Source organism: Saprospira sp. CCB-QB6, from assembly GCF_028464065.1.
Lineage (GTDB): Bacteria > Bacteroidota > Bacteroidia > Chitinophagales > Saprospiraceae > Saprospira.
This window is the reverse complement of the sequence record NZ_CP116808.1, coordinates 212,094-231,706: the sequence shown is the minus strand read 5'-3', so window position 1 is coordinate 231,706 and position 19,613 is coordinate 212,094. Positions and strand designations below refer to the sequence as shown.

Annotated in this window: 20 protein-coding genes; 15 read left to right on the top strand and 5 right to left on the bottom strand. The window is 43.3% G+C overall.

Going from position 1 to position 19,613, the window contains the following annotated elements:
- Positions 1 to 110: 110 nt before the first annotated feature.
- Entirely contained in the window at positions 111 to 890 is a 780-nt protein-coding gene (locus tag PPO43_RS00975; RefSeq protein WP_272619920.1) for an isoprenyl transferase, read from the bottom strand.
- Positions 891 to 961: 71 nt separating this feature from the next.
- Here PPO43_RS00975 and PPO43_RS00970 point away from each other — a divergent pair, with 71 nt between their 5' ends.
- The 5 genes from PPO43_RS00970 to PPO43_RS00950 all read left to right on the top strand — a co-directional run bounded on the left by PPO43_RS00970 (position 962) and on the right by PPO43_RS00950 (position 6,998).
- Complete coding sequence (locus tag PPO43_RS00970; protein ID WP_442985429.1) at positions 962 to 1,759, top strand: segregation and condensation protein A; 798 nt, start codon at positions 962 to 964, stop codon at positions 1,757 to 1,759.
- A gap of 54 nt (positions 1,760 to 1,813) precedes the next feature.
- The gene (locus PPO43_RS00965; RefSeq protein ID WP_272619918.1) at positions 1,814 to 3,007 is read left to right on the top strand and encodes a lysylphosphatidylglycerol synthase transmembrane domain-containing protein; all 1,194 of its coding nucleotides are present in this window, start codon (positions 1,814 to 1,816) and stop codon (positions 3,005 to 3,007) included.
- Between the two features lie 108 nt (positions 3,008 to 3,115).
- Positions 3,116 to 4,372: a DUF445 domain-containing protein gene (locus PPO43_RS00960; RefSeq protein WP_272619917.1), complete on the top strand. Its 1,257-nt coding sequence runs from the start codon at positions 3,116 to 3,118 to the stop codon at positions 4,370 to 4,372.
- A gap of 474 nt (positions 4,373 to 4,846) precedes the next feature.
- On the top strand, positions 4,847 to 5,404 hold the full coding sequence (locus PPO43_RS00955) for an RNA polymerase sigma factor (RefSeq protein WP_272619916.1): 558 nt from the start codon (positions 4,847 to 4,849) through the stop codon (positions 5,402 to 5,404).
- Positions 5,397 to 6,998, top strand: a complete 1,602-nt coding sequence (locus tag PPO43_RS00950; protein WP_272619915.1) for a hypothetical protein — start codon at positions 5,397 to 5,399, stop codon at positions 6,996 to 6,998. Before PPO43_RS00955 ends, PPO43_RS00950 begins: the two co-directional genes overlap by 8 nt.
- 164 nt (positions 6,999 to 7,162) lie before the next feature.
- Here the strand turns inward: PPO43_RS00950 and PPO43_RS00945 are convergent, their stop codons facing one another.
- A complete protein-coding gene (locus PPO43_RS00945) occupies positions 7,163 to 7,864 on the bottom strand; it encodes an ATP-binding cassette domain-containing protein (protein ID WP_272619914.1) in 702 nt (233 codons plus the stop codon).
- 255 nt (positions 7,865 to 8,119) lie between these two features.
- On the opposite strand from PPO43_RS00945, the gene PPO43_RS00940 reads away from it, so the two are divergent.
- Both PPO43_RS00940 and PPO43_RS00935 read left to right on the top strand, forming a co-directional pair.
- Positions 8,120 to 8,551, top strand: a complete 432-nt coding sequence (locus tag PPO43_RS00940) for a hypothetical protein (RefSeq protein ID WP_272619913.1) — start codon at positions 8,120 to 8,122, stop codon at positions 8,549 to 8,551.
- 99 nt (positions 8,552 to 8,650) lie between these two features.
- Positions 8,651 to 9,070, top strand: coding sequence for a hypothetical protein (locus PPO43_RS00935; protein WP_272619912.1), 420 nt, complete (start codon positions 8,651 to 8,653; stop codon positions 9,068 to 9,070).
- Positions 9,071 to 9,326: 256 nt separating this feature from the next.
- On the opposite strand, the gene PPO43_RS00930 is transcribed toward PPO43_RS00935, so the two are convergent.
- Together PPO43_RS00930 and PPO43_RS00925 are read right to left on the bottom strand one after the other, a co-directional pair.
- Positions 9,327 to 9,968, bottom strand: coding sequence for a hypothetical protein (locus PPO43_RS00930; RefSeq protein ID WP_272619911.1), 642 nt, complete (start codon positions 9,966 to 9,968; stop codon positions 9,327 to 9,329).
- Positions 9,962 to 10,615 (bottom strand): hypothetical protein, encoded by a 654-nt coding sequence (locus tag PPO43_RS00925; protein WP_272619910.1) that lies wholly within the window; start codon positions 10,613 to 10,615, stop codon positions 9,962 to 9,964. The genes PPO43_RS00930 and PPO43_RS00925 overlap by 7 nt, the downstream gene beginning before the upstream one ends.
- Positions 10,616 to 10,970: 355 nt before the next feature.
- Between PPO43_RS00925 and PPO43_RS00920 the strand changes: the two genes are divergently transcribed.
- From PPO43_RS00920 to PPO43_RS00885, 8 genes are all read left to right on the top strand, one after another.
- Positions 10,971 to 11,825 (top strand): hypothetical protein, encoded by an 855-nt coding sequence (locus PPO43_RS00920; protein WP_272619909.1) that lies wholly within the window; start codon positions 10,971 to 10,973, stop codon positions 11,823 to 11,825.
- 42 nt (positions 11,826 to 11,867) lie between these two features.
- On the top strand, positions 11,868 to 12,260 hold the full coding sequence (locus tag PPO43_RS00915) for a hypothetical protein (protein ID WP_272619908.1): 393 nt from the start codon (positions 11,868 to 11,870) through the stop codon (positions 12,258 to 12,260).
- 21 nt (positions 12,261 to 12,281) lie between these two features.
- Positions 12,282 to 12,716: a hypothetical protein gene (locus tag PPO43_RS00910; RefSeq protein ID WP_272619907.1), complete on the top strand. Its 435-nt coding sequence runs from the start codon at positions 12,282 to 12,284 to the stop codon at positions 12,714 to 12,716.
- A 128-nt stretch (positions 12,717 to 12,844) separates the two neighbouring features.
- A complete protein-coding gene (locus PPO43_RS00905) occupies positions 12,845 to 13,117 on the top strand; it encodes a hypothetical protein (RefSeq protein ID WP_272619906.1) in 273 nt (90 codons plus the stop codon).
- A gap of 121 nt (positions 13,118 to 13,238) precedes the next feature.
- Positions 13,239 to 13,667, top strand: coding sequence for a hypothetical protein (locus PPO43_RS00900; RefSeq protein ID WP_272619905.1), 429 nt, complete (start codon positions 13,239 to 13,241; stop codon positions 13,665 to 13,667).
- Positions 13,668 to 13,777: 110 nt separating this feature from the next.
- Positions 13,778 to 14,719: an IS5 family transposase gene (locus PPO43_RS00895; protein WP_336298920.1), complete on the top strand. Its 942-nt coding sequence runs from the start codon at positions 13,778 to 13,780 to the stop codon at positions 14,717 to 14,719.
- 234 nt (positions 14,720 to 14,953) lie between these two features.
- Entirely contained in the window at positions 14,954 to 15,382 is a 429-nt protein-coding gene (locus tag PPO43_RS00890) for a hypothetical protein (protein ID WP_272619904.1), read from the top strand.
- Positions 15,383 to 15,622: 240 nt separating this feature from the next.
- Positions 15,623 to 16,003: a hypothetical protein gene (locus tag PPO43_RS00885; RefSeq protein WP_272619903.1), complete on the top strand. Its 381-nt coding sequence runs from the start codon at positions 15,623 to 15,625 to the stop codon at positions 16,001 to 16,003.
- Between the two features lie 814 nt (positions 16,004 to 16,817).
- On the opposite strand, the gene PPO43_RS00880 is transcribed toward PPO43_RS00885, so the two are convergent.
- Positions 16,818 to 19,478, bottom strand: a complete 2,661-nt coding sequence (locus PPO43_RS00880) for a TonB-dependent receptor (protein WP_272619902.1) — start codon at positions 19,476 to 19,478, stop codon at positions 16,818 to 16,820.
- Positions 19,479 to 19,613: the final 135 nt, after the last annotated feature.

Sequence of the window (19,613 nt, the reverse complement as noted above, 5' to 3'; positions counted from 1 at the left end):
GGCCCTTCGCAAAAAATGCTGCGCATTTTTGCTCGGTCTGGCCTTCGGCCACCACTATCCATCCCTAAGCCATTTTGGCCCAAAGGGCCAATGGGGCCGCTTTTCTGGCCTTATTCTTCTTCAGATAAAATTTGAGCGGCAGTTTTGCCAAATCGTCTTTGTCTAGACTGAAAATCGGCAATGGCGGCATAGAGTTCTTTCTCTCGGAAGTCAGGCCAAAATACAGGTGTAAAATATAATTCAGCATAAGCAATTTGCCAAAGCAAAAAGTTGCTAATTCGGCTTTCGCCACTTGTTCTAATGAGTAATTCTGGATCGGGTAGGCCGCTTGTACTCAGCGCATTGGCCACTACTTTTTCATCAATATCATTTAGGGCCAATTCTCCGCTTTGTGCTTTAGACGCAATGCGTTTTACGGCCTCTACAATTTCCCATTTAGCACTATAGCTAAGGGCCAAAATCAAAGTCATTCGATCATTTTGGGCCGTAGCATCAATGGCTTCTTGTAGTTCGTCGCGGGTAGCTTGCGGTAAACTCTCCAAATCGCCAATCGCCTGCAAGCGAATTTTATTTTTTTGCAAAGTGGGCAACTCTCCCTTAATCGTTTGGACCAAAAGGGTCATGAGTGCAGCTACTTCTTCTTTGGGGCGGTTCCAGTTTTCAGTAGAAAAAGCATAGAGCGTCAAAAACTCGATGCCCAGTTGGGCCGCTGTTTCGGTAGTCGCTCGAACGGCCTCTACGCCATTTTGATGGCCAAAAACACGGGCTTTTCCCTGCTTTTCGGCCCAACGGCCATTTCCATCCATAATAATAGCAATATGCTTGGGCAAACGGCTTTTGTCAATTTGGGCCAAGGCGCTGGCCGCTTCTGGCGATATTTTGTCAGTCATAACGGAAGTTTTTTGGCTTTTCTGCAACTTAATAGCAGTTTAAACAGTGATGCGGGCCTTTTTTATTACTTTTGCCCCCTGCAAATTTAGCCTGCGCAAAAATAGGAAAAACTTTCTTTTTCTACGTGACTTATACCATCAAGCTTCCACAATTCGAGGGGCCCTTTGACCTCTTGCTATTTTTTATCGAGCGCGATGAGCTCGATATTTACGACATCCCGATCTCTTCGATTACCAAAGATTTTTTGGTCTATACGCATGAGCTAGAACGGATGAACATAGACTTAGCTAGCGAGTTTATCTTGGTGGCCGCTAGCCTGATGCGCATTAAGGCCAAAATGCTTTTGCCCCGCAAAGAATTAAATGAAGAAGGAGAAGAAATCGACCCCCGACAAGAATTGGTCGAACGTCTACTCGCCTATAAAAGCTACAAAGAAATTTTTGCCCTCCTTCGAGAGCAAGAAGTTAAACGGCAGGAACAACAAGCTCGTGGAAATTTGGTTTTAGAGCTACAAACTGTGGCTAACCAAGCCCTAGCTGATGCCGAACTGGAAAATCTAAATCTTTTTCGCTTACTCAAAACCTATGAGCAACTTTTAGAAAAATTACAAGAACGAGAAAATCGCCCCGTGCATAAAATCGTTCATTATCCCTACACCATTGAAGGACAAAGACACTACCTCAAACGGCAATTGGAAAAATTAGAACGCGCTAGCTTTGAGGACCTCTTTTTGCCACTCGATGGACAAATGCAAGCCATTTTTACCTTTTTGGCCCTACTTGAACTCCTCCAACAAGAAAAAATCAACATCTTAAGCCTCTCTGAGCAATACAATGATTTTTGTATGGCTTGGGCCGAGGAGGATTAAGCTCATTTAATCATCGGAACTCTTTTACGGAGTTCATCTTAAAGTTTGCTAAGCATGTCTGTGCAACCTTCTTCTACAGAAGAACAATCTACACCCAAAGATAAACAAGATGAAGCCCTTAAATCAATCAGCCCCGGCCGTATTGCTATTGCCGTGGCTGCTGGCCTTATCGTTATCGTATATCTTTTTATTCAAGATTTTAGCCTAGAAGATTTCCAAAAAATTTCATGGAACCCCAAAACGCTCTACTGGATCGCTGGGGCTTTTTTCTTTGTGCTGCTTCGCCACTTTGCCTATATGTTTCGACTGAGGACCATTACGCAAGGCTTTTTTAGCTGGAGAAAATGCTTTGAAATGATTTTTGTCTGGGAGTTTAGCTCTGCCGTTACCCCCACCTCTGTGGGGGGCTCTGCCGTAGCCTTAGTCGCACTCTCTCAAGAAAAAATTTCTCCAGGTAGAACCACTATGATTATCTTTTACACAATTGTATTAGATACCTTTTTCTACCTTTCTTCACTGTTGCTGCTCTTTTCTGTTTTTGGTTTTCTAATCATTTTGCCAGGCACAACTAGCTTTTCCGAAATGATTAATCAATATTTTGGAGCGGGCTTTTTTGGGGCCTATTTATTTATGTCTGTTTATGGGAGCCTCTTTTTCTACGGAGTGTTTATCAATGCCAAAGCCGTACATCGCGTACTAATGGCTATTACTAGCCTCCCTCTTTTGCGCCGCTTTAAAGAAAGTGCCGATAAAATGGGCCAAGATATGCAACTCGCTTCTGGCGAACTTCGTCGCCAAAAATGGCAGTTTCACCTCAAGGCTTTCGGAGCAACGGCTGGCGCTTGGGCCTCTCGCTTTATGGTCCTCAACTGTTTGATTATGGCCTTTATCGCCAATTCTACAGATCCCGCCGTACAAGCACACTACAGCAGCGTACTGATTGACCAACAAGATTTCTCGCTTTTTGTCCAACAGGTATTTATTGTGGGCCGACAAATTGCCATGTATGTGATTATGGCCATCGTTCCTACGCCTGGCGGCGCTGGCGCAGCAGAATCCTCTTTCGAGAATTTTCATTCTGATTATCTACCCGCTGGAGGGACATTACTTTTAGTCATGACCATTTTCTGGCGATTCTTTACTTATTATCTCTACCTTTTCATCGGAATGATTGTGGTCCCCAACTGGATTCGCAAACTCATCAACCGAAATAAACAAGAAGCCGAAGCCGCTCAAGCAGCAGAATAAGTTTTAAAAAAAGACCGCAAAAACTGCGGTCTTTTTTTTGGGCCAGACTAAAAATAAAAGCCTCAAAAAAATCCAACTTTAGGAGAGATGCCTTAATTTTAGGGCCTTATGATGGAATACCTAAACATTATCCTCGATTTTTTTCAGGTCTTTTATGTCGACCGATTTAGCTTTTGGGCACTACTCATCCCTGTCATTTCTGCTGTGGTGGGCTGGGGAACCAATAAATTGGCCCTCAAAATGACCTTTTATCCCCTAGAATTTGTGGGCTGGACGACCAAAAACGGCCATCCTATTCTGGGCTGGCAAGGTATTATTCCATCTAAAGGAGTCAGCATGGCCGATACTTCCGTAGATATGATTACGGATAAACTCATTGATGTGGAAGAACAATTCGACCGCATCAACCCCAGAGTGATCGCCAAGGAGATGGAACCCCGCATGCTCGATCTCACCAGAGAGATTATCAATGAGGCGATGCGCGAAGAACTTCCACTCTGGAAACTTTTGCCCGAAAAACAAAAAGCAGCCGTTTTTGAACGGGCCGCTAGAGAAATTCCAAAAGTTACAGAGGAAATTATGCAAGAGGTTAAGGATAATATTACCGAAATCTTTAACCTCAAACAAATGACAATCAACCACCTGAGCAATAATAAGGAGTTGATGAATCGCATGTTTTTGGATGTAGGCGATAAGGAATTTAAGTTTATTGAATACTCAGGCCTTTATTTTGGCTTTTTGTTCGGTATTGCCCAAATGCTGATCTGGATTCCCTTTGGGGCTTGGTGGCAACTTCCCTTGGGCGGCCTAGTCGTCGGCTATCTGACCAATGTCTTGGCCCTCAACATGATTTTTAAGCCCGCCAAAGCATACAAACTTTTTGGCTGGAAAATTCAGGGCCTATTTATTTTGCGCCAAAAAGAAGTGGCCAAAGAATATGCAAATATCGTGGCCAACGAAATTATTACCATGCCCAATATTTTTCGGGCTATGTTCGAGGGCGATGCCTCTGACCGCCTGCTTCATATTATTGAACAGCACGTGAATGAGAGTTTTGACCAAACTGCGGGTTTTTCTAGCGCACTCATTCGCATCACTTCGGGCAGCGATAGTTATGATCGCATCAAGGAAATTGCTTGCCGCCGTTTGGTGGCCGAGGTGCCCGAGCACATCCATCTGATTTTTGATTATGCTCAGCAAGCGCTAGATATTGAGCATACACTTAGCGACAAGATGAGTAGCCTGCCCCCAGAGGAATTTGTCGATTTTCTTCGGCCCGTTTTCCAACAAGATGAATGGAAACTCCTCTTGGTGGGGAGCATTTTGGGTATGGCTGCAGGCTTTCTACAAATTCTAACAGTTTAATTTTTGGGGCTGCCCCGCCCGTTGGGTTGAAAGCCAGCGCAAAGCGATACCGCTTTGCGAACTTATGCAAAATGAGGGTTAAAACCCTCATGAATTATCGGGCGGGTCGGGCTGTTCGTGGGCTCGCAGGTCTGCTCGGCCCTGCGTTTTTTTCGCTACGCTCAAAAAACTGGGTCTGGCGCTTCGCGCCACCACTGTTCATCCCTCAGCCTGCGGCCCTTTGGGCCTGTAGAACGCAAAAAAGGAAAATCCAACCTTGGGGGCTGTTTTTTCGTCCTAGCAAAGACGGTCCCCAAGCGGGCGCAGCCCGCCTGGCCTAGCGATGTGCAGCAGTGGCCCGAAGGCGGCAGACCAAAGCCCGCAGGGCTGCAGGGCCGAGCGAACAGCGAGCTGCGCAACGTAGCGCCCGCCCTAGGCGGGAGGCCCCAAAACAGCAGCATTGAATTATTGACTAATCAAATCCCCCAGAACGCCATGCCAAAAGATGAATTTTCACATTTGACCGATGAGGAATTGGTTGCCCAATGTATTAAGCATAAGCGGCGCTATCAGGAGGCGCTTTATCGTCGTTATGCCGATGATTTGTATGCCGTAGCCTTAATTTATTGCAAATCGGACCAAGATGCTGCGGATGTTTTGCAGGAGAGTTTTATAAAGATCTTTAAGAATTTGGAGCGCTTTAAGTTTCAGGCGGCTTTAAAGTCTTGGATGCGTCGGATATTGGTAAATACGGCTTTGGACCATTATCGGAAGCGCAAGCGAGAAAAGGTGCATTCTGAAAACTATCAGCAGCAGCAAGAGTTAAAGGTAGATGATATTTTATCGAGAATAAATGCTGCGGAGCTTTTGGAGTTATTGAATCAGTTGCCGAGAAAGGCGGGCATGGTACTCAAATTGTATGCGATAGAAGGCTATGCACATAAAGAAATTGCGGAGCAGATGCAGATTTCGGAGGGGACTTCAAAATCGCAATTGAGTCGGGCACGCAGCCTATTAAAAGATTTGTTGGTCAAACTTCAGGGAGATGTATAGAGAAGAAGAGAAAGACCTTTTGGGGCAGCGTTTGCGGGCCTTGCCAGAGGAATTGCGGGTTTATGCGCCTAGTCATCTTTGGGATAATTTGGCTGCGGAGCTTGATGATTTGGCATTAGACGAGCAGTTAAAAGACAAATTGTCGGGACAAAAAACTAAGGCTCCATCGGGTTTATGGTCGGCTATTTCTGCAGATTTAGTTGTGGATGACGATAGTTTAATGGATCAAAAAATACGGGAGGCTTATGCGCAGAAAGAATCGCCTAAGGCACCATCGGAGCTTTGGTCGGCTATTGATCAGCAATTAGAGTTGGAGCAGGTTTGGACGAAATTGCAGCGGCCACTGGACCAATTGGCATTTCGTTATCGCTTCCGTGTTTGGAGCTGGCGTTTGAGTTGGGCGGCTTTACTGCTATTATTTTGCAAAGCTTATGGACCAGAAATTAGTGAAGGTTTTTGGCCAGAAAACAAGGCGCCTTTGGTCCAAAAAACGACTTATCGGGCTGAAGCAGGCAGCTCTTCTCAAAAGAAAGAGGAGGGGACGCCTTTGTTGGGGGCAGGAAAAAGCCAGCAGCATAAAAATGCTTCGGGCTTAAAGGAAAAAGAGCAAGATCGAGCTAAAAAAAATGGGCCTAAAATGAAGGCTACCGCTGCGGGGCAATGGCCACCAACAAACACTTTGTGGCCAGCTGCTCAGGAACTAGGAGAGGAGGCTCCAGATAAAAAGGCCAATATTTTGGCGAATACTCAGAAAGAGTCGGCTGTTATTGATGGGCAATTAAAGAGAGCGCCATTGAATGGGGGAGCGGATAACTTAAAAGTCACTTCTTCTGCATTGGCGAGCCAAGAGGAGTTGGCTAGTCCCTTATATTTGCCAGCGCTTTTGCCTGAGGCAATTGCTTTAGAGGAAGAGTTGCAAGAAGAAGTTGGGCCTAAGGCGCCTATAACTCTTAAACGGCCAGAGCGAAAGCATTATATAGGTTTGCGTTCGAGCTTAGAGCAGCAGTTATTGACCAATGATTTTCAGCAAAAAAAGGTTGAATATCAGCATTTGACATTGTTATTGGCTGCGGATCATCCCGAAAATGGGCATAGTTTAACTACTCCTAGTTTCAACTGGGCCTTAGACTATCGTTATGCGCTGAGCAGAGAACAGCAGTTGACGGCTAGCTTTTGGTGGAGTAAAAACCTAGTAAAAACCTATGATTACAGTTATAAGGGCTTGTTGGGAAAGCAGGACATACACTTAAACTATATGAGTTTAGAGTTAGGGCTAGAGCAATCGCTTTATCGACTTTGGGGAGACAAGCTTCAAGCTTTTGTTGAGTTAGGGGGGTATGCTGGAAAAATGGTACAATTTGAAAGCAGTCGTAGTATACAGTCTTCAGGCAATTTTTTATTTGATTATAAGCAATGGGAGTGGGGTATTGCTCTGCGTTTGGGGCAACGACATAAATTTAAGGATAGTTGGGAGTTGCAATATGGTTTGCAAACCAGATGGGGCTTGACTTCTTTATTGGAAGATCCTCTGCAAAATCAGCAGTCTTATGCACATAGCTGGGGCTTTTACCTAGGTTTGGGAAAAAAGTTTTAGAGCGGAAAGCAACCTTGGCCCTTTTATAGACGTCTAATTGCTGGATGTCCAATAAGATGACCACCTAACAATCATGAAAATGGGGATTTGCTGCTACAAATCCAAGACTGCAAAATGAAAACGACTAGCTGGCAAAACTGCTGGCTAGTCGTTTCTCTTTAAGCTTAATAGTTTGGGGGGAGTTCTATGCGTTTTTCAATTTTTCCAGCTTGACAGTAATATAACTCAAAAGCGAGCTTTGTTTCCGGAGGGCGTCGGTGCGTACTGTAAATAACGGTACAGTCTTGACTACTTGCATAAGCTTGGACTAGTCTAAAAAAGGCTTGAGCATCTTTTTGATTAAGTTCTGCTGTGGGCTCATCAAGTAAAAGGACCTGTGGATGATTGAGTAAAGCACGCATCAGGCGAAAAAGTAAGCGCTCTAAGGGCTGTAATTGGCCTAATGCATTAAAGCGTTGATTTTCTAGCTGAAAAAAATGGAGTAATTGATCTATGCGGTGTTGCCGTTGGCTTTTGCTACTCCAGTCTGTAGCTAAAAGCAATAAATCAAGCTGTTCTTGCATTTTTTGTTGGGGCAAAAGTGGCTGTTTGAGCGATAAAAGCGCAATGCGTCTTCTTAATGCAGAGCGTTGCAAGTCGTCTAATTGATAAAGGTCAAAGTCTAGAATGCGGCCTTCGCCTTTGGTTGCGCTAAGCTGTCCATGTAAAAAGGCCAAAAGCAAAGATTTGGCACTACTCAGAGGCCCGTACAAGATATTGAAGCTACCCAAGGGGATTTGCCAGTTTAGAGGACCAAGCAATAATTGTTGATTTTGTTCAAGAAGAAGTCCTCTTAGCTCTATAGCATAGTCTTTTTTATTCCACATAAATTGAAAATCCTGTCTTTTTTGTATAATTTTGGATGCTGTGCTCAAGAAAATAATTTTTTATTTATTTGAGTGTTAGTTGTTTTTACTAGGCTTGGTTTTTGATAGGCCAAGCGAAAACGAACAGTTTAAAGACTGTCACAATTTTTTCTTTTCAACTGCTAAAGACCGAGTCTATCTAGCTCATGGCTTTATGCTTGGCATCCATCTCCAATATAACATTCTCTTGTTATTTAAAAAGGTATTTCAACCCTGATGAAGCGAATATTTTATAAACTAATGATCGTTTTTTGTCTTTTCGCTAGTTGTAGGCTACAGGCCCAGGCTAGTAAAATCATTCATCAGAGTATGACTTTGGATGGGGCACAGACAATCAATATCAATGTAGTAGGAGCCAAGGTGGAAGTGAAGCCTTCTCAAGGCCATCGGCTAATGATTGAAACGAAAATAGAGATTGCTGTGCCGAGCCCACGTCTCCTCGATTTTATTGTTAATCAGGGGCGATACAACTTGGTCAAAGAAATTGATTTGGCGACCAATGAACTGACAATATCCTCTAAAAAGACCAATAATGTACTCATGGTAAAGGGAAAGGAGTGCATGGAAACCCTTTCCTACATTTTCTATGTACCCGAAACCGTTAAATTTGCTAACAATAGTACTATTCAGGATCTTTCTACAGAATAAGTTTAAATAAGATTTGTGTATTTGAAAAGCAAGCCTTACCTTTGTAACCGCTTTTGAACTACGTAAAATACCTAAGTACTAATGCAAGCTCTTAATTCTATGATTTACAGACTATTATTTGTTGTTTTTTGCTTTATTTCTTTTGCTCAGCTCAAGGCGCAAAGCCAAAAAAAACTCTATCAGTCTTTTGCTGTACAAGCCGCTACTACCGTAGCTATTGACTTGGGCAATTTCCCTGTTGAAGTACGGGAAACTGAAGGGCCTTCGATTTTTATTGAAGGAGAGCTTTCTGTAACAGAAATTGATGAGCAGCTTTTGAGCTTTTTGGTCCAAAAAGGACGTTATAAATTGACTGCGGACTACAATGCAGCTTGCCAAGAAATTAAATTAGCTTGGGCCAAAGAACTATCTACCCTGATGAAAGCTGGGGAAGTTTGTGAAGAACAAATCAAATTTGTAGTTTATTTGCCCAAAGGCCTAAAAATTAACGATAGCCAAACGATTTCGGCTAGCCGTTAGGCGAAAATCTCGCTTAAATATCCAAGAAGGAGCTCTATCCCGAATCTGCGGGCATAGCGCTTTTTTTTGGTCCAAAATAAAAGCCCGCTGGAAAAGACTTCCAGCGGGCTTTTATGGCCCAGCGCTGCGCAGCCGTGGCGCGAAGCGCCAGACCAAGGAGCAAAGCGACGCAGGGCCGAGCAGACCTGCGAGCGGCGCAGCATAGCGGCGGCCGACCTAGGCGCAGCCTAGCCGGCCGCGGGCCCCAAAAGAAAAACTAAAACACTTTATTCTTCTTCTTCTCCAGATCAATCAACCCAAATTGAAGGCCAAGGCCCAAATGCGCTCGAAATTCGGTAAGGGAATAATCATCGGGGACTTTTCCGCCTTTTTGCTCTGCTACAATAGCTTGAGCGCCAGCCGATAAGTGCAAATGTTTGCTGATGTAAAAATTGACACCGGTCTGAAATTGAACGGCAGGCGAAACCTGAAACTCACCATATTGAGGGTAGATAAAGCCAGGCTTTTCATAGGTTGTTTGGCTAATATGCAGCCCGGCTTGCAGGCCAACATAAGGGTCCCAAATGGGTTTGTCGACAAAATGCCAAAAACCGCCCAAATAAATGCCTGTATTGTTTTTTAGAATGCTTCCTTGGCTGGGGCTAGACAAGAGCATTGAGAAATCGGCCCTTAGGGCCACTTTTTTTTCTGGAAAATAGGCCAGACTGCCCTGCAAATAATGATTATAGATAATTTGATTGGGCATAAAACCCGAAGCAAAAGCAAAATTTAGCTTGAGCAGGCCTTCCGTAGAGGCAAAGGGGGCATCTTTTTCATAATCCTCCAATTGATCGTATTGAGCAAAGCTCGTTTGGCCAAAAAGAAGCAGGGCCAACGCAAAAAATATTCGGCTTACCATAGGTCTGCAATTTTATAGTTAAGGCTGAGGCTAAAAAGAAAGCGTTGTTCGACCCGATCGCTGGGTAAACTGAGGAGCAATAAGCGGCCATTGCTTGTTTGTCGACTCAATTCCTCGCCAAATTCCAGCATATATTGGGTCGAAATACTAAGGTCAAATTTGGGGGTTAGGTTGAGATGCGTCCCCAAACCCAAGGCCAGCGCGGGGTTCCAGCGGTCTACCTGATTTGTAGGTGTGGCATTAGCCTCTAAGGCGCCATAATTCATGCTGCCGCCCAAAGAGATAAATGGCCGCCAGCTTTCCTCAAAATCTTCATTGCCCGGAAAAGGGTAAAAAAGGACATTGGCCGAAACAAAAATGTCTTTGCGAAAAACATCTTCGCCAAAATCCGCCTGCATATAATGCAGCGCCCATTCTGTGTTAATTCGGTTGTGGAACTGCAAGCGGAAATTAGCCCCAACGCCCATTGGCGCCTGATAATCCTCCTGATGCAGCAAGCTAGCAGTTTGTCCCGCCACGCCAAAACTCAATAAACCAGCCGCCGAATTATCAAAACTCGCCTTGCTGTCTCGCTCATCGGGCCATTGCGCCCAAGCCGTTTGCCCCAAAGCCAGAAGCAGGGCCAAAGAAAGTATAAAAGATCGCATGTTCTGTTAGTTTGCCCTAAGTTAGGCCTATTTTGCCCTTTAGCAAAGAATTTTTAACAGTTCAGTAAGAGGATTTTTTGGGGCTGCCCCTGCGGCCTTTGGCCTTGGGTCGGGCCATTGCGCAGCTCGCAGGTCTGCTCGGCCCTGCGTCGCCTTTGGCTCCTTGGTCTGCCGCCTTCGGCGGCCCTGCTCCAGCCCCTCAGCCAATTGGGGCGGCTCTGCGCAAGCTCGGATAACTAAGGATAACCACTTTATTAAATTAAGTATTAGGTTGCTGGCAAAGCCTAAAACAAAGTTGGGGAATTGAGCTAAAAACTGTAGTTTAGATCAACTAATCATTTAAAGTAGGCCCAAGATGTATAAGAAGAAATTTAGCAAAATATATCAGGAGGAAGAGGAAGAAGAGCAGCTCAGCCCTGTTAATCAAGAAAGTCAAAAAGGCTTGATGGAAGAAGATGAACTTGTTTCTGTCAATCGAGCTATGGCTAAATTAGAGCAACAACTTTTGCCTACAGAAGAAGCCGAAGAGGAGCCAACAACTGATGTAGAAGCCGAAGAAGAAGAACCACTAGAAATAGAGTTAGAAGGAGAGGAGGATGAGCTAGAAGAGGAGGGCGATTTAACGGAAGATTTGGCGGAGGAGATGGAGGATATTCAAGAAGATCCCTTGCATTTAACGGAAGCCTTGGCGGAGGAACGGGAAAGTCGAAAAACCACGGCCAAAGGTCGCTTGGCCCCCGTCCCCGAAGAGGGCCGAGACCCTACTATGGATGAAGACCCCTTGGAGGCCGAAGATTTGGGCTTGCCAGAAGATAGTATTTTGGTCGATCGGCGATTGCGCAAGGAAGAACTACAACTACAGATGAATGCCCAAAGCAAAGACTTTTTGGGCTCTAATATGCATCGCAGTAGAGATTTTGCGGCCATTTTTGCCAAGGGACAAAGTTCAAAAGAAGATCCTAAACTCGATTTGGCCTATGAAATTGACCAAAATCTCGAGTATCGCAAAGAGTTAGTGGCCCAACAGCTATTGCGCAACTTCCACTCGGCAGATAGCAAAGAGTCTTATAATGCGGGCCTCATCTTCAAAGAATTGGGCCTGACCGACAAAGATGATGAAGACTTTGCAGATGATGTATCCGCTGACTCTGCTGCCCATGAAAATGAAGAATTTATTGAGCAGATTCGGAAGCGTTTGCCGAATTTGTAGTGCTCTCTTTTTTATTGATTGGGACTTTTAGAAATAGCAACTATGTTGAGTAGGCCGCCGATCTCGCTAATTAGCTTTTTAGCTTGGGGTATTAGTAGTTTAATGTATACCTTATGCTTTTGCCGAGAAAGCAATTTTGATTTGGAATGGCAGACCGTTTTGTACTACTTTTTGGTATTTGGCGTAGTGGCCGCCCTCTTTGCTTATATTCCAATAGTCGCTATTTTATTATTATGGCAGCGCAAATTGACTGTCCTCTCAATAAATGGGATAATTTTATTGTTTTCAGTAGTTGCCGCAGCTGGAATTTCCTATTTTTTTATGGGAAAAGACCTATGGGAGGCTATTGAGCTCTTAGGGTATTATTTATTGCCAGCACTATTTTTAATGAATGTGGCTTTGGGATATCAGCATGCGGTTGATAAAAGTAAGTAAAGCCATTTCGCAAAGAAACCCATGAGTCCACTAGCCAAGAAAAAAAAGATCATCAAATTTATTCGCTGCTTCTTATACAGCCTGCTATTTTCCTGCTTGGCAGTGGCGCTTTTTGTTGCCTATGTAGTATTGGCTATTATTTCTAATGTGGATCAAAGAAATGTGAAAGTCGAGGGGATTGTTATGGATGAAAACACAAATCAGCGCTTGGCTAATACCTCTGTAATTATTTATAGTGAGCGATTTATGTCAGATAGAGGCACTCAAAATTATGATTCTTGTCAGGGCTTTGATACATTATATTTACAAACAGATCATCGTGGGTATTATTCCGTGAGTATAGATTATAGTTGTGCTGTTACCATAAGGGTAGGAGGAGAGAAGTATAGAAGAAAAGTATATTATCCTCCTCTGAGAAAAAGAATTATTCAAAATATTTATTTAGAAAGGAAGTAGCTTGCTTTTTATATGAAATAGTAGCCCTAAAAAAAGCTATCTAAATGTCTAGAATTGCTATAAAAGGAGTTGTATCAGCTACAGTAAGACGCAATTTAGGGTTGTCACTGCAGGCTAACGAAATAGCTTTGTTCCTAAGTTATTCAGAAGAAGATGTTCTAGTAGGTCATGAATTTAAGTATATGATTATTGGGCAAGAATCTATTGAGGTATCATTATTTCTTAGGTTTGTCACTCAACAATTTGGGAAAGAGTCTGATTTGATCCCTCAAGGATGGAAAACAATAGCTGTTTTAGAAACAGATAACCAATTGCCTAAGCAGTTGGTAGAAATGAAAACTGTAAACTCTTGGGATGAGGAGTCTTCTGTAAGTAGCTATTTACTTTTGGGGGCGCTTTAGGATTAAGATATTTTGCAGTCAGCTAGTTGCCCACTTTGGCTTTATTGCGATTAAAAAATCTATTTTGGCAAAGCGGATAGCTGCAACAAATTCTTTAGCTTGCGGCATTACCCCTATTGAAATGCAAAGAAACCCTATGAGTCCAGCAGCCAAGAAAAAAAAGATCCTCAAATTTATTCGTTGGTTCTTATACAGCCTGCTATTTTCCTGCTTGGCAGTGGCGCTTTTTGTTGCCTATGTAGTATTGGCTATTATTTCTAATGTGGATCAAAGAAATGTGAAAGTCGAGGGGATTGTTATGGATGAAAACACAAATCAGCGCTTGACTAATACCGCTGTAGTCATTTATAGTGACCGATTTATGTCAGATAGAGGTACTCAAAATTATGATTCCTATCAGGGCGCAGATACTTTTTATTTGAAAACAGATCATCGTGGGTATTATTCTGTGAGTATAGATTATACTAATTATATTATAATAAGGGTGGAAAAGGATAATTATAAAGATTATTTTTGTTGGTATCATCCCCCAAGGGGCCTTGTTGCATAAATCTAATAAATTAAAAACCAGCTAATTACAAAAAACCTTGCGAATTAGGCATAAAAAAAGGGACAAGCCCCGTAGATTTAAGTTTTTTCGACGAACAATAAAACCTCGAGCTGTCCCATGACAAATCTAAAAAAAACATACAGAATTACGCACTAACCAACAGATTTTATACGGCCCAAGGTAAGTTTCTTTTTAATGTTTGGTTCCCGCCTTTGGCAAGCAAAAACCTCATAGCTAAGCCTTCAAAACGCGGCAGACCTAAAACAATTTCTGATGAATTTATTCGCTATTTATTCCGTTTAAAAGTGCTTTTTTCTTTTGGATATCGACAATTAGAAGGTATTCTAAAATGCGTTATTTCCAAATATAATTTGGATGCTAAGCCCATATCTTTTACTCAAATATATCGTAGAGTCAAGAAACTAAAACTGAATATTAAGTCTAAAAAGAGGACTAAAGAAAGATCGGTAGCAATAGATAGTACAGGACTAAAAACAAAAGGACAGGGAGAATGGTTAAGAAAAAAATACTTGGAAAAGCAGCGCTCTAGCTGGATTAAAGTACATTTAGCAGTGGATGATAAAACAGGAGAAATATTATCTGTAGAGATTACCACAGAGCGAAAAACCGATGCTTCTCAACTCCCCAAAATGATGAAAAAAATGAAATCCTTGAATATCCGCCAAGTTTATGCAGATGGCGCCTATGACCAAATAAAATGTCGGGAAGCAATTTGTAAGGCTGGAGCGGTACCGTTTATTCCCCCACGTAAAAATGCTCGCCTAAAAAAAGGAAAAGATGGAGAGCTGGTTGACAGTTATCGCAATGATGATATTTTATATATCTGGGAGTTGGGAGCTACTGCTTGGAAACAAGATTTAGGCTATCATCGTCGAAATTTAAGCGAAACTGCAATGATGCGACTCAAGCACTTTTTCTCTGAACGGCTCTCTTCGCTCAGCTTTAAAATGCAGAAGCAAGAAGTCCTGATGCGTATTCAAATTTTAAATGAGCTTAATGCTGTCAAGTTGGAAGTTGTTACTAATCAGTAAGTTACGATTTATACAACAAGGCCCCCCCAAGGAGAAGAATTATTCAAAACATTTATTTAGAAAGGAAGTAGGCCTCCCGCCTTCGGCGGGCGCTAGAATGTCATCAAATACGCCCTAAAGGGCTTGTGTGCCTAATCTGATTTTTTTGTAATTAACTGACTTTATATGAAGTTGTTTGTGTAGTAAGACCGAGTGGAATAAAAGCTAAAATAATAAATCCATAAAACCTAATATATGATTCCTTTAGAATATTTAGAGATAAAAGAAGTTGATAATCAGGAGCTTTTTATTATAAAAAAAACTTTTTTAGCACAAGTGGTAGAGAACTCAGAATTTTATTTAGACGAGTTTAATCCTCTATTGCGGCGAATTTTTGTGAGTAAAATAATAGAATACGGCAGCATTCTAAACTTATATTTTGCGTTTGGTAAATTGGGAAATAGATGGGGGCCATATAATCTAGTTGAGGTCAATGGAAAACTTCAGCGAATTTATCTTGAAAATATCTCATGCTCTCATTGCGGTTGGGAGGGTTTGATAGGAAATCCTTCTGTCCTGGATGCTTATATAGGAGCAAAGAATTATGAAATTCCAAAAAGTGAAAAACCTTGTCCAAGTTGCAAGACAAAATTATCGCGTCATGCTTTTTATATATTTAGGTAAATAGACGTTCATTTGTACTAGTAGCCCTATCTAAATTGATTTGCAGTTGGGGCCTCCCGCCTTCGGCGGGCGCTACGGTTATTCCCTTCGGTCATCAAAGACGCCCTAAAGGGCTTGTCCCTTTTTTTATGCCTAATTCGCAAGGTTTTTTGTAATTAGCTGGTTTTTAGGGGATGTGGTAAGGCTGGGGGACAGTGGGATTATATAACTACTTATTTAAGTAATAAATTTTTAAAAACTATGGAAAATGTAACTGTAGAAGACTTACGAGATGTAGAATTTCACGATGCTGTTTTTTCAAATTTTACGATTGATTTTAGGAATAAATGGATCGAAGTTGAAGTAGAGTCTTGCTGTGATAGACCAAAATTAGTCATTCAGTTTTCTAAAGTTAAAAATATTAGTGTAGATGAAATTGAGGAATGGGATGACTGTGAGATTAGTGATGTTGATTTCAAACCTATTCCTTCGACTGAAAGGATAGAAGTGACCATTACTCTTATTATGCTGCCTCGTTGTGCCTGTCCTGAATTAAAATTTTCATTTTCAGACTTAAAAGTTCGGTTTACTCATGGAGTAAAGACATTAGATGAGCTAAATCAAATTTGGAGTGAAGATTAGTCGTTTTTCGCTATAGTTTTTTGTAGCAAGCACTAACTAGTAGAAAAATAGCTTATTGGGATAAATTTTTGGGGCCTCCGCTGCGGCTTCGCCTTGCGGCGCTACGTTTCGGGGCTCGCTGTTCGCTCGGCCCTGCGGCGGCTTTGCCGCCTTGGTCTGGCCTACGGCCACCCCCTGCACATCGGTTACTCCCGTTGGTCGTCGAACTGCGCCCTAAAGGGCTTGTTGTGGCCTGCGGCCCTAGGGGCCTGCTATATGGGCCTGTAGGTTGAAACCTACAGCCAATTAACGAATGCATTTTTGTGTTCAATGGAGGGTTGAAACCCTCCATAAATAAACATTTTAGCCCTTCTTTGCTGATGGAGTCTAGTGGAACAGGAAATCCCCTCGAATGAGGGGATGACGATTTTTTCGATAGCCTAGGGCCTTGGCCCTAGGGTTCCTATGAAATTTATGGGGGAGACAAAAGCAAAATCAAACAACCGAAGAAAAAATAATCCTTGTTCAAAGCGGTAGAGGATTTTAATCCTCTCCGCACTATAGATGTAGAATGGGGTTGTTGTATGGCTGCTGGTTTTAACCTGCAGCCACGGCTAACAGGCGGCGAAGCCGCCGCAAAGGAGCGAAGCGACTTGGCCTAGGGGCCTGCAAGGGGGCCGCGCAGCGGCAGACCCAGCCAGCTTGCTGGCGCAGGGCCGAGCAGACCTGCGAGCCCTGTAAGGGCCCGGCCGCCGAAGGCGGCAGGCCCCAAAAAAAAGCCCCAGTAGTTAAAACTACTAGGGCTAAAAGTTTGAAAACTAAGTATGGATGTGGCTTAGAACTCTAGTTTCAAAGAGACATTCCAAGTACGGCCAAAGCCATAGAAACCGGTAGCGGCATTGAGCAATTGTTCGTTGCTAAGGTTGGCGCTATAGTAATTGTCGGCTTCAGCTACATATTTAGTATCTAGGATATTATTAACATTGGCGCGAAGCTTTAGCGCTACTTTATTGAAGGCAAAGCGGTAGCTGAGTCCCCCGTTAACTAGGCCATAGCTAGGCAATTTAAGGGCTTGACGGCCTTCTGCTGCTGCGCTGTTATAGTCGATAGGATCGAAGTTGGCGTAGAGGTTGGCCGCATAATAATAGTTGGCGTCTAGTTGTAGGCCAAAGGGGAGTTTGTAGTCTAGACCGAGGCTCATAGTCGTTTGGGCGGCATCGCCAACTTTGAGACCTTTAGCATAGACAAAAGCGGTGTCAATAACAACATTGTTATCATCGCTGATGAGGGCATCTACATTATTGGTCCATTGCCAGTCACCAAAAGAGGCCATAAAAGTAAGGTTGAGGTCTTTGGCTAGGCGAGCGCTACCATCAATCTCGATGCCTTGGTGAACGGCATTGAGGCCAGTGAGGTTAGCGGTGAAATTATCGCCTTGGCTATCTTGGTAGCCGCGGATAAAGGACTTGTCCATCCAGCGAGTGTGGTATAGATTGACATTGGCCATTACTTTTTGGAGGCGGAGACCGTAGCCAATTTCAGCGCCAAAGGTTTTTTCATTTTTGGCTTCTTCATTAGCGTCATTGTTGTAGTTGGGGAAAACCACATCAAAAATAGGAGCTCTAGAGAAGTAGCCAATATTGGCAAAGACATTATGTTGTTCGTTGATATTGTAGTTGGCGCCACCTTTGGCCGTATAGCCAAGGAAATTGTAGCTATCGCTTTCTTGATTGCCTTCTTCGTATTGGAAGTAATCTACTCTTTTATAAGAGGTATTGGAGAGTGCGCCAGAGAAAAAGGCCGTAAGTCCGTTTTGGTTGTCATATTCTACTTGGCCAAAAACGCCTTGCCAGCCAACAATACCATCATTATAGTATTGGATTTTGTCGCCTTCTTTTTTCAAGGCCCCTGTTTCTTTGCTGTCAATTTGGCCATCTCCATTGAGGTCAACAGCATCTGATTGCGCATTAATATCTCTAGAATCTAACCAATAATCATTGCCTAAGAGGTCATTGATTTCGCGGTAGTGGATACCTTTGTAGTAGCGTAGGTCAATTCCTCCAGAGGCCGTAAAGTTCTCATTGATTGTATAGGTTAGGTTAGAGAGTAGGCCTGCCCAGTTGTGTGAGTTGACAGAGGTACGGCGAATTAGGCCATCATTTTCTCCAGCCACAGATCCTAGCCCAGCCACCTGATATTTTCCGCTGCTAGGAAAGCCGTTGATATTATCAGTTCCTTGGTTCCAAGCTACAATATCATCCATGCGGATGAGGCCTTGATCATCTCGGTAGCCCCAGCTTGCGCGGCCGCCAATGCTTCCACGGTCGCCAGTTCCACCGCCGCGGCCCACCGAATAGTAGGCAGAAGTAGAGAGGAAGAGCTTCTCGTTGATAGTCCAATAGTGATTGAGCGCCATTTGGGGTTTATGGTAAAAGTTGCGGCGCATATTGTATTCTTTGCCGTCTAGGTAGCCCCAGTCTGAGTTATAGCGATAATCGCGGATAGAGTCGTAAGTAGCCAGGCTTTCGCGGAAGCTGCGTTGACCATGGCTTTGAGCTGCGCCAATAGCCGTGAAAACGAGTTGGTGCTTTTCGCCAAATTCTTTGGCAATCGAAGCAAAGTAAGAACCGCCCAAAAAGCTAGTTCCATCAATATATCCATTTCCTTGTGTATAGGCGCCAGAAACCGTAACGGCCCAACCGCCTTTCAAACGCCCAGTAGACAGCGTAAGCGCATTGCGGAAATAGCCATCATTACCAAGCATAGAGGTAAAGCTACCGCCTTTTTTCTGATCTGTCGTTCTCGTAATAATATTGATGGTTCCCCCTACAGAAGAAATAGCCAAACGAGAGGCGCCCAAACCGCGCTGCACTTGCATTTGGCGGGTTACTTCGCTCAGGCCGGCCCAGTTTGACCAATAGACCCAGCCATTTTCCATATCATTAACGGGGATTCCATTGATGAGTACAGCCGTATTGCGCTGATCAAATCCACGAACATTGATGCGAGAATCTCCCCAGCCTCCACCAGATTTTGTCGCATAAATAGAGGGGGTGTTGCGCAAAATTTCTGGAAACTCTTGGTTACCCAGCTTATCTTCAATATAATCTGCATTGACAGAAGAAACCGCAACAGGCGTTTTACGGTCAATGGCCACAGAAGCAATTACATTTACCTCGTCTACACCAACTGCTGAGGGGGTAAGCTCAATTCTGCCTAGTTCTAAAGGTGCCCCAGCCTTAATTTCCACTTCTTTTTCCATAGTCTCATAGCCCAAATAAGAAAAGACCAAAATCTTTGGTCCTTCACTCAAGCCACTAAGGCGAAAATAGCCGTCAAAATCAGTTACGGTTCCCTTGGCCGTTCCTTTTACAAAGACAGAAGCCGAAATAAGCGGCTGCTCCGTATTAAGGTCGACAAGTAGGCCAGTCACTTCGCCTTGTCCAAAAGATAGGCTAGCCCAAAGGCTCAAAAGCAATACATAAAGATGTCTCATGAAAGATAATATTTGGTGAAAAATCTGCTGCAAAGCTACGCTTCTAGTCTTAGCCCTACTTTAGCTGGAGTTTAGCTCTTTATGAAGAAGCATATAGATTTTATTAAGACGCCGTTAATAGATAGAGGTAATTGT

Coding starts and splice junctions, on each gene's coding strand:
- PPO43_RS00950 (WP_272619915.1), top strand. CDS start 5,397: ATGTATAGAGAAGAAGAGAAAGACCTTTTGGGGCAGCGTTTGCGGGCC.
- PPO43_RS00900 (WP_272619905.1), top strand. CDS start 13,239: ATGCAAAGAAACCCTATGAGTCCAGCAGCCAAGAAAAAAAAGATCCTC.
- PPO43_RS00945 (WP_272619914.1), bottom strand. CDS start 7,864: ATGTGGAATAAAAAAGACTATGCTATAGAGCTAAGAGGACTTCTTCTT.
- PPO43_RS00910 (WP_272619907.1), top strand. CDS start 12,282: ATGAGTCCACTAGCCAAGAAAAAAAAGATCATCAAATTTATTCGCTGC.
- PPO43_RS00925 (WP_272619910.1), bottom strand. CDS start 10,615: ATGCGATCTTTTATACTTTCTTTGGCCCTGCTTCTGGCTTTGGGGCAA.
- PPO43_RS00915 (WP_272619908.1), top strand. CDS start 11,868: ATGTTGAGTAGGCCGCCGATCTCGCTAATTAGCTTTTTAGCTTGGGGT.
- PPO43_RS00930 (WP_272619911.1), bottom strand. CDS start 9,968: ATGGTAAGCCGAATATTTTTTGCGTTGGCCCTGCTTCTTTTTGGCCAA.
- PPO43_RS00960 (WP_272619917.1), top strand. CDS start 3,116: ATGATGGAATACCTAAACATTATCCTCGATTTTTTTCAGGTCTTTTAT.
- PPO43_RS00920 (WP_272619909.1), top strand. CDS start 10,971: ATGTATAAGAAGAAATTTAGCAAAATATATCAGGAGGAAGAGGAAGAA.
- PPO43_RS00890 (WP_272619904.1), top strand. CDS start 14,954: ATGATTCCTTTAGAATATTTAGAGATAAAAGAAGTTGATAATCAGGAG.
- PPO43_RS00885 (WP_272619903.1), top strand. CDS start 15,623: ATGGAAAATGTAACTGTAGAAGACTTACGAGATGTAGAATTTCACGAT.
- PPO43_RS00940 (WP_272619913.1), top strand. CDS start 8,120: ATGAAGCGAATATTTTATAAACTAATGATCGTTTTTTGTCTTTTCGCT.
- PPO43_RS00955 (WP_272619916.1), top strand. CDS start 4,847: ATGCCAAAAGATGAATTTTCACATTTGACCGATGAGGAATTGGTTGCC.
- PPO43_RS00880 (WP_272619902.1), bottom strand. CDS start 19,478: ATGAGACATCTTTATGTATTGCTTTTGAGCCTTTGGGCTAGCCTATCT.
- PPO43_RS00935 (WP_272619912.1), top strand. CDS start 8,651: ATGATTTACAGACTATTATTTGTTGTTTTTTGCTTTATTTCTTTTGCT.
- PPO43_RS00975 (WP_272619920.1), bottom strand. CDS start 890: ATGACTGACAAAATATCGCCAGAAGCGGCCAGCGCCTTGGCCCAAATT.
- PPO43_RS00965 (WP_272619918.1), top strand. CDS start 1,814: ATGTCTGTGCAACCTTCTTCTACAGAAGAACAATCTACACCCAAAGAT.